Annotated in this window: 8 protein-coding genes and 1 pseudogene (1 of these 9 only partly in view); 7 read left to right on the top strand and 2 right to left on the bottom strand. The window is 63.5% G+C overall.

The window, feature by feature from the left end:
- Window positions 1-45: pseudogene (locus tag K789_RS0111730) on the bottom strand (vWA domain-containing protein); it reaches 1,956 nt to the left of the window's first position.
- Window positions 46-70: 25 nt separating this feature from the next.
- Window positions 71-1,459 carry a sigma 54-interacting transcriptional regulator gene (locus K789_RS0111725; RefSeq protein ID WP_024366930.1) on the bottom strand — a complete coding sequence of 463 codons (1,389 nt, stop codon included), beginning with the start codon at window positions 1,457-1,459 and terminating at the stop codon, window positions 71-73.
- A 91-nt stretch (window positions 1,460-1,550) separates the two neighbouring features.
- Here K789_RS0111725 and K789_RS0111720 point away from each other — a divergent pair, with 91 nt between their 5' ends.
- The 7 genes from K789_RS0111720 to K789_RS0111690 all read left to right on the top strand — a co-directional run bounded on the left by K789_RS0111720 (window position 1,551) and on the right by K789_RS0111690 (window position 8,553).
- A complete protein-coding gene (locus K789_RS0111720; protein ID WP_029704928.1) occupies window positions 1,551-2,216 on the top strand; it encodes a histidine phosphatase family protein in 666 nt (221 codons plus the stop codon).
- Between the two features lie 13 nt (window positions 2,217-2,229).
- On the top strand, window positions 2,230-2,931 hold the full coding sequence (locus K789_RS0111715) for an SCO1664 family protein (protein ID WP_024366928.1): 702 nt from the start codon (window positions 2,230-2,232) through the stop codon (window positions 2,929-2,931).
- A gap of 170 nt (window positions 2,932-3,101) precedes the next feature.
- The gene (locus K789_RS0111710) at window positions 3,102-4,193 is read left to right on the top strand and encodes a type I restriction endonuclease (protein WP_024366927.1); all 1,092 of its coding nucleotides are present in this window, start codon (window positions 3,102-3,104) and stop codon (window positions 4,191-4,193) included.
- Window positions 4,190-4,570, top strand: coding sequence for a hypothetical protein (locus K789_RS25650; RefSeq protein WP_035739582.1), 381 nt, complete (start codon window positions 4,190-4,192; stop codon window positions 4,568-4,570). Before K789_RS0111710 ends, K789_RS25650 begins: the two co-directional genes overlap by 4 nt.
- Before the next feature lie 980 nt (window positions 4,571-5,550).
- Complete coding sequence (locus tag K789_RS0111700) at window positions 5,551-6,684, top strand: tyrosine-type recombinase/integrase (protein WP_024366784.1); 1,134 nt, start codon at window positions 5,551-5,553, stop codon at window positions 6,682-6,684.
- Window positions 6,681-7,025, top strand: a complete 345-nt coding sequence (locus K789_RS0111695) for a helix-turn-helix domain-containing protein (protein ID WP_024366785.1) — start codon at window positions 6,681-6,683, stop codon at window positions 7,023-7,025. The genes K789_RS0111700 and K789_RS0111695 overlap by 4 nt, the downstream gene beginning before the upstream one ends.
- A gap of 172 nt (window positions 7,026-7,197) precedes the next feature.
- Window positions 7,198-8,553, top strand: coding sequence for a hypothetical protein (locus tag K789_RS0111690; protein WP_024366786.1), 1,356 nt, complete (start codon window positions 7,198-7,200; stop codon window positions 8,551-8,553).
- Window positions 8,554-8,655 lie beyond the last annotated feature (102 nt).

Here is an 8,655-nt window from a genome sequence, read left to right as displayed (position 1 = left end):
CCCGCCCGCGTAGCGGCTGTACCGGGACCGGTGGTGAGCGGTCATGGGCCCTCCTTAGCCGTAACGGCGCCTAACCGTAAACCGTCGCCTCGTCGTCGGAATCCTTGGAGATCCGCCGGGCGAGGTAGAGGCCTTCCAGCGCCAGTTCGACGGCGGCAGCGCGCTGCCCGTCGTTTTCCGCGCCCAGGCGCTCACTAATGTCGTCGTAGAGGCTTGATCCGTTGAGCGACGGGAGATTGTCGAGGAACTCCCGCGCCGTGACCAGTTCGCCGGTGGTAACCGTGGTGTGGCCGTCGAGCGCGGCGACGAGTTCACCCATGTCGAGGCCGTGGAAGTGCGCCCGCACGGCTTCGGCGGTGGCCATCCGCAGGAGGTGGTCCAGGATGTCCTGTTCCCGGCCTTCCTCGCCGGATTCGAACTCGATCTTCCCGGCGAGGACCTCCACCGCGGCGTCCAGGTCGATGATCCGGGCGACGGCCTGGTCCTCGCCGCGCACGCTGGCGCGGCGCAGGGCGGCCGCGGCGACGGTTTCGGCGCCGGCGATGGCGAACCGCGCGGACACCCCGGAGGTCTGGTTGATCGCCGGGGACTGCCGCAGGGCCCGGGTGTAGCGGGCAAGGATCTCGAGGATGACGGGCGGGACGCCGGCCACCAGGTGGCCCTCCTGCCGGATGACGGCCACCTCGTCGTCGAGCTCGATCGGGTAGTGGGTGCGGATTTCGGCGCCGAAGCGGTCCCGCAGCGGGGTGATGATCCTGCCCCGGTTTGTGTAGTCCTCCGGGTTGGCGGACGCGACCACCAGGACGTCGAGGGGCAGCCGCAGCACGTAGCCGCGGATCTGGATGTCGCGTTCCTCCATCACGTTGAGCATGGAGACCTGGATCCGTTCGGCGAGGTCGGGGAGTTCGTTGATGGCGATGATGCCGCGGTTGGAGCGCGGGACCAGGCCGTAGTGGATGGTTTCCGGGTCGCCCAGGCGGCGGCCCTCGGCCACCCGCATCGGGTCGACGTCGCCGATCAGGTCCGCGACGGAGGTGTCCGGCGTCGCGAGCTTTTCGACGTACCGTTCGGAGCGGTGCCGCCACGCCACCCGGAGCCGGTCCCCCTCGGTGAGGGCGCGGGCGCGGGAGTGTTCGGTGAGGGGTTCGTACGGGTGTTCGTTCAGTTCCGAGTCTTCGATTACCGGCGACCACTCGTCCAGCAGCCCGGCCAGGGTGCGCAGGAGGCGGGTCTTGCCCTGCCCGCGTTCGCCGAGCAGGACGACGTCGTGCCCGGCGAGCAGGGCGCGTTCGAGCTGGGGCAGGACCGTGCGGCTGAAGCCGAACATCCCGGGCCAGGGGTCGCGGCCGGCGGCGAGCGCGGCGAGCAGGTTGTCGCGGATTTCGCGGCGCAGGTCCTTGTGAACGTGGCCGGAGGCACGCAGTTCACCAACAGTGAAGATTTCGGGGCGATCACTCACTCCTCCACCGTAGACCTGTACCGGACGGGGAATCGAGGGATTTCGGAGATTCTTGCGCTTCGGGCTGTTGCCCGGCTTACGCTGGATCGTGATGACTTCGGCAACGTCTGGACCCTCAGCGGAGCCCCCGCAGCAGGGCACGCTCCTGCTTCTGGTGCGCCACGGAGAGACACCGACGACGGGCATGGTGCTCCCGGGCCGGGCGCCGGGACTGCATCTGTCCGACCGGGGCCGGGCCCAGGCCGCGCGGGTCGCGGAACGGCTCTCTGGCCTGCCCGTGGACGCCCTGTATTCCTCGCCGCTGGAGCGCGCCTGCGAAACGGCGGAGCCGACGGCTGTGCGCACGGGACTGGCGGTGAAGCACGACGACGGGCTGCTCGAGTGCGACTTTGGCGAATGGACCGGCTTCGCGATCGCGGACCTGGGGGCCCTGCCCGAGTGGCAGACCGTCCAGCACAACCCGTCCCAGTTCCGCTTCCCGGACGGTGAGAGCTTTCCGGAAATGCAGGCGCGGATCGTCGGCGCGATGGAGGCACTGTGCGCGGACCACTTGGGCGGTGTGGTGGTGTGCTTCTCCCACGCCGACCCCATCAAGGCCGCCGTGGCCCACGCTCTCGGCACGCCGCTGGATCTGTTCCAGCGCATCGTCATCAGCCCGGGCTCGGTCTCGGCCATCACGTTCGTGGAGGGCCAGGATCCCGCGGTGCACATGGTGAACTCGACGTCGGAACCGCTCAGCGGGCTAAGGACATCGTGAACCGGAGTTGCTGGTGTCCGGCCGGGAACTGACCCTCCTGACCGAGGGCAGCATTGAGTTGCTCGGGCTCATCCCGCGCAGCAGCAACCAGACGTTCCTCGTCCAGGTCTCCTGCGGCGAGGACGAGGGGTACGCGGTCTACAAGCCGGAGGCCGGCGAACGTCCGCTGTCCGACTTCGAGCCCGGGCTCTACAAGCGCGAACGCGCCGCCTACCTGCTCAGTGAATCGCTGGGGTGGGGGCTTGTGCCGCCGACAATCATTCGCGAGGACCCCCCCTTGGGCGTCGGGTCGCTGCAGTGGTTCATTGACTGCGACTTCCAGCAGCACTACTTCACCCTGTTCGAGGACGCCCCCGAGACCCACGCCGAGCTGGCCCGGATCGCCCTGTTCGACTTCGTCGCCAACAACACCGACCGCAAAAGCGGCCATGTGCTGCGCGACGACGACGGCCGCATCTGGGGCATCGACCACGGGCTCTGCTTCTCGGCAAGCTTCAAGCTGCGGACCGTGATCTGGGACTTCGCCGGTGAACCCATCCCCGAAGCCTTGCTCGAGGACATCGCGCCCCTCGCAGAAGCCGCGCCTGCCAAGGTGGCCGAGCTTCTCGACGACGACGAGGTCGCCGCCCTGCAGCACCGCGTCCAGCGACTGCTGGTCGCGGGGGTCATGCCGGTGGACCGCACCGGCATGCGCTACCCATGGCCGCTCGTTTAGAGGTCCGCTCGTCCGCGTTTTCGCGCGCCTTGGGTGTCGCTCCCGAAGGCGCGGACCAGCCGCCGGATGCGAGCGTGGCGTCTGCCTCATTTCCCCTCGAAGGGCTGCTTCCATAAATTGACGCAGGCCTGCGCTACGGTTGGCAGCACCATCAATTCTTAGGGGGACAAATGGAGTTTGCAGAAAAACTCTCCGCTTTGGCAGCAAAGGTGCGCCAGCAGCGAGGTGTGATCCAGACGGAAGAAGCAACAAAGAATGCCTTTGTCATGCCCTTCATTTCTACAATTCTTGGCTACGACGTCTTCAACCCCATGGAAGTTGTTCCGGAGTTCATCGCGGATGTAGGGCTCAAGAAGGGCGAGAAGATTGACTACGCGATCGTCAAGGACGACGAGGTCCAGATTCTGATCGAGTGCAAGAAGTCCACGGAACCCGTGAAAATCGAGCACGCCTCTCAGCTTTTTCGGTACTTTGCCGTGACCAATGCCAGGATCGCCATCCTGACCAACGGCGAGGTATACCAATTCTTCACGGACCTCGATGCCCCGAATCGCATGGATGCCAAGCCATTCCTCGTGCTCGACTTGAACGACATCGACGAATCCCTGATTCCGGAGTTGCAGAAACTGTCTAAGGACGTCTTTGATCTCGACTCGATCATCAGCGCGGCCGGCGAGCTGAAATACATCGGCGAACTCAAGCGGACCCTAGCTGCACAATTCAAGGAGCCGGAGGACGAGTGGATCAAGTTCCTCACCGGTCGCGTGTATACGGGCGCCTACACTCAGAAGGTGCGTGAGCAGTTCACCGCGTTGGTGACTAAAGCGTCCAAGCAGTTCCTGAACGATCAGGTGAACGAGCGGCTGAAGAAGGCCCTCGGCGCCCCGGCCTTTCCCCAAACTGACGACGCTACGGTGGCTGCCAGCGTTACCAGCGCACCTGTGGCCGAAGCGGACCTCGCCGAGGCTGACGGCCTGGAAACGACGCTGGAGGAGATTGAGGGGTACCAGATCGTGCGGGCCATCGTCTGCAGCGAGGTCAAGCCAGCTCGCGTGGTTCAGAGGGATGCCAAGTCCTATTTCGCGGTACTACTGGACGACAACAATCGCAAGCCGATCGCCCGCCTGCACTTCAACCGCACCCAGAAATACATCGGCATCTTCGACGACAACAAGGAAGAGACTCGGGTGCCCATCAGCTCACTGGAAGAGATCTACGAGCACACGGAAGCACTCCGCGCGAGCGTAAAGAGCTATCTGTGAGCGAGCCCGCTACTGACCTCGGCCTGCTTCTCGTTGCGATCGCCGCCATCCCTACGCCGTGGAAGAAGTGGCCCGGTGGTTATGACCGCATGGACTTGGCATTGGTCGACGCCGTCATGTCCATCCGTTTCCGGTACGGCAAGGAACGTAACGACGGGTCGTGGACAGGAGCCCGAGGTGCCGTTCTGCGGTATGAGAAGCACTCGGAGCACATCACCAATTCAGAAAGGATGCGCTCCCTGGCGGCCCAGAACCCGGTTGCACTGGAAAAGGTACTGAACGCCAGAAAGTGCATGCAGGAAAGACCAAGGCTTTTGCCATCGTGGAAGCGGCCAAGCGCTTCGCTGCCATTGGGGTCACCGAGCCAGCGCACCTAAGGCCCAACGATGCGAATCACAGGACTCAATACACCGGAGTGTCGGGCCTCGGCCCCATAACGTGGGAATACTTCACCATGCTCCTGAGCCATGACGGCGTGAAGGCAGACACTTGGATCACTGAATTCGCGGGGCGCGCGGTCGGGCGGCGGGTGCGTTCTCAATTTGCCGGCGCCCTAGTCAAAGAGGCTGCCAATAAGCTCGACGTAGACGAGAAAGAACTCGACCACGCGATTTGGAGCTACGCCAGCACTACAGGGTTGAAGGGCATGCCACTAATACCTTGAGCCCCCGGCGGCGGGAAAGCGGACGATAGCGGAAGTCCCGCCGCCGCTGTCCGCTTGAGCCTGGATCCTGGCGCCACTAACCTGCAGCGCCGACCAGCCGCGGTCGGACGCGAGAAAGGCACTGTTGACGTGGCGCCGTCGTCGCTGATCCAGAAAGTGGTCTCCGGTTGGCAACGAAGTCGGTTACCGGGGAGTCGGGGGCCACTGCGCCGACGCGTGGGCCCATGGGCCCTTACGTCAGGACCTACTCCTTGGTCAGTCCGACGACGGTAGGCTTGCACGCGCGGTAGGCGGCGCCGCGGACGGGGACCCGGATCCGGTACCTTACCGCGTTGCGGCTGTTGAGGTGCCCACCGGAACGGGCCTCATAAACATGCAGAATTGGCAACCGCTTCCATTGGGTAAGTATTCGGAAAACTCTGCAATGGCCGATAGCGGATCTTATGTCGTGTTGTAAAGAGGCTATTCGCATTTTCTGCGAATACATCCACTTCTGATAACGATCGCTCAGGAGCCGAGATCGGCCCTGACCAGGCGATTCGCTCGATTCGCCACGCGCAGGATCACCTCGGGCGAGGCGAACTGTTGTGGTTTCCTGTGTCGCAAAATCCGGGTCTGATCAGGCATTTTGTGTCTCATTGTTGCATTTTTTGCATTTTGACTGCAAAAATTGCAGTCGACATAGGAGGCTCCTTGGGTGATAAGTTCGGCGGTCTCGCGTTCCTCCCGCTGCCTAATCGAGAGCCGGATCGTGACGGGTTCCTGAGCGAGGTGCTCACCGGGTGGAAGCGATCGCACTCGGCGCAAAACTTCACCATGCAAACGACCAGGCGCCGGGTCGCATCTGTTATGCGCCTGGCGGACTTCTCGGGCAAGTATCCGTGGGAGTGGGCCCCCGTCGACGCGGACGAGCTGTTCGACCATCTTCGCGGTGTCGAGAACCTGGCCTTGTCCACTGTCCGGGCCTACCAGACGGACATCAAACTGTTTTGCGAGTATGCAACCAACCCTGAATACCCGTGGAACGAGAACTGCGGGCGCCTCTTCGGGACAACCTTTTCCCAGGTGATCACCGAGTTCAACAAAGCCAGGCACGTCCAGGATGCCGATATGGGTCCGGAGAAGCGTGCCTTTACTCTCGAGGAGCTGCAGGCCTTCTTCGACCTAGCCGACCTGGAAGTCGAACGGATCATAAACTCCGGACGCAAGGGCGCTCTTGCCGCGTGGCGTGACGCCGTCGCCTTCAAGACCGCCTACGGTTGGGGCCTTCGGCGCGACGAACTCCGTCACCTCGGCCTGGTCGATTTCTCCCGCAATGTCAAGGCTCCGTACTTCGGCGACTACGGCATTCTGCGCGTCCGGTTCGGGAAGTCGCAGAAGGGCTCCCCCAAGAAACAGCGGTCCGTGCTGACCCTCCTGGACTGGGCAGCCGAGGCGGTTGATGACTGGGTCAAACGCGGTCTTCCCCGCTACGGGCAGCCTGTCAGCGATCTCTTCCCGACTGGCCGCGGCGGCCTGGTTCCGGAAAAGAACCTCCGGGATCGGATGCGCGGATTCCTCGACGAACTCGGCTTTCCGCCGGGGCTCGACCTTCACTCCCTGCGACGGTCCTATGTCACGCACATGCAGACCGAGTACGGCTATGACACCAAGTTCATCTCGATGCAGGTTGGCCACGAGCACACAGCGACGACCACGATCTACACACTTCCCTCCCCCGACTTCGCCGCGCGCGAACTGGAACGCGTGCTCAACACAACCCTCCTGGCCAGCAACAGCAAGCTGCTGACCAAACCCACAACGCCTTCCGGAAAGGCATCACGATGAACCGTCAAATCGACTACCAGTTCCGCGTCAAGGAGCTGATGGCACGCGCCGGGATGCGCAACAGCCGCGATCTGGTCGCTCCGCTTCGGGAGCGTGGCATCACGCTCTCCGAGTCGCAGATCTACCGACTCGTCGGACAGAACCCGGACCGGATCGCCTTCCAGGTCTTGGCAGCACTTTGCGACATCTTCAAGGTCGAAGCCAACGAAATCTTTACCTACACAGGAACGGAAACCCGCACCCAGCGCCGTCGGACCGCCGTCGGCGACGGCACGGATGTCCCCCTGATGGAGGCCTACCGCCCGGTCCGCGCCCGCATTACCCGTCCCGATGAGCAGTGAGTTCAAGCCGCGCGGTCGTCCCCGATCAAACAGGACGAGCGAGGGTTGCGACCGCTGCGGGAGAACCACCGGAAAGATCCGGGTCCGCTGGCCAGACGGACGGATCTGCGGAATATGCTTCACGAACGCAACCCACCGATACGGTCAATGCCCGCTCTGCGGTGCCGACAGAATGCTGCCAGGTCGAACGGATGCGGGCGACGACATCTGTCGCGAATGCGCCGGCATCACGACGGACCTCACCTGTGACAACTGCGGCCGCGAGGCCGAGCGCTTCCGCGGGGGTCACTGCATCACCTGCGTTCTCGCCAACGATCTGACGGAGCTTCTGAGGCCGAATGACCCACCCGACCTGCGGCTCAAACGCCTTATCAAGGTATTGACCGGGGCCACGCGGCCGGAGAGCATCTACACCTGGCTGCGCAGCAACGGTGGCCGGTCCGCCGGGCTGCTCAAACGGATCGGTGACAGGGAGATCGAGCTCTCCCACCGGGCTTTCGACGAACTGCCCAAGACGCCGGCGGTCGAGCACGTCCGCGCGATCCTCACTCATAACCGGATCCTGCCCGCACAGGAAGACCGGCAGCTGGCCATGTTCGAGCAGTGGCTGGAAGAACGCCTCGACCAGCTCTCCTCGACGCCGGAAATCCACGCCCCCATCGAGCGTTTCGCCCGCTGGCATCACCTCAAGAGACTTCGGGCGGAGTCATCCGCGACGAAGAACATGAACTATGCCGTGCGCTCGGCCAAGCAGGAGATCACAGAGGCCGGAAAGTTCCTCCGCTGGCTCCTCGATGAGCACCGCCGGACAGCAGCTTCCTTCCGCCAGATACATATCGACGAATACCTCTCCGAGGGCACCTCAACCCGTCGACATATCCGGAACTTCATCCAATACCTCAAGCGGGAAACGCCGGGGAAGGACATCCAGGTCGCTGCGCGGCTGGCCAGGACGACGCCCGTCCTCAGCCAGCAGGAACGCCTGGACCTTGTCCGCAAGCTCATCGAGGCCGACAACGTCGCCTTGTCGATCCGCATCGCGGGGCTGATCTTCCTGCTCTATGGCATCCCCATCGGCAGGATCGCCATGCTCACCATCGACGACGTCGAAGTGACCGGCAAAGGCATGTTCCTCAGTCTCGGCCGGTATCCGGCACCTATTCCCGAGCTGCTGGCACCCATGTTCTGGGCCCACCTCCAGGACCGCGCCGGCCAACAGACAGTCAACCGCGATACACGCTGGCTCTTCCCGGGCGTCCGCGCAGGAGCACCCCGATCCCCCAACACCCACCTCCTGAAGCTGCGCGGGATGGGCGTCAACATCCAAGGCATCCGCAACACCACCCTGCAGAGCCTGGTCAAAGAAATTGACGCCACGTCACTTGCCCGCATGCTCGGATACAGCAAGCAGACTCTGTCCCGCCACGCGGGAGCCGCCGGCGCACCCATGTCGAGCTACGTTGTCGGCAAGAACCCCCGCTTCGCCGAAGAGCGCAGTCGCGACCAAACTGCGAACAAAACCCAGTGACAAAGCACCAGAGGGTATGACGGCGAGCATCATCGATAGAGACCCTCAGCTCGCCCACGGAGCGAGGAATAAACCCCAAAGCGATAACCCGCTTATCCAGTT

The sequence above is a fragment of the Arthrobacter sp. TB 26 genome, assembly GCF_000427315.1.
GTDB lineage: Bacteria > Actinomycetota > Actinomycetes > Actinomycetales > Micrococcaceae > Arthrobacter.
The sequence above is the reverse complement of the archived record's forward strand: the minus strand, read 5'-3'. Positions and strand labels throughout refer to the sequence as shown.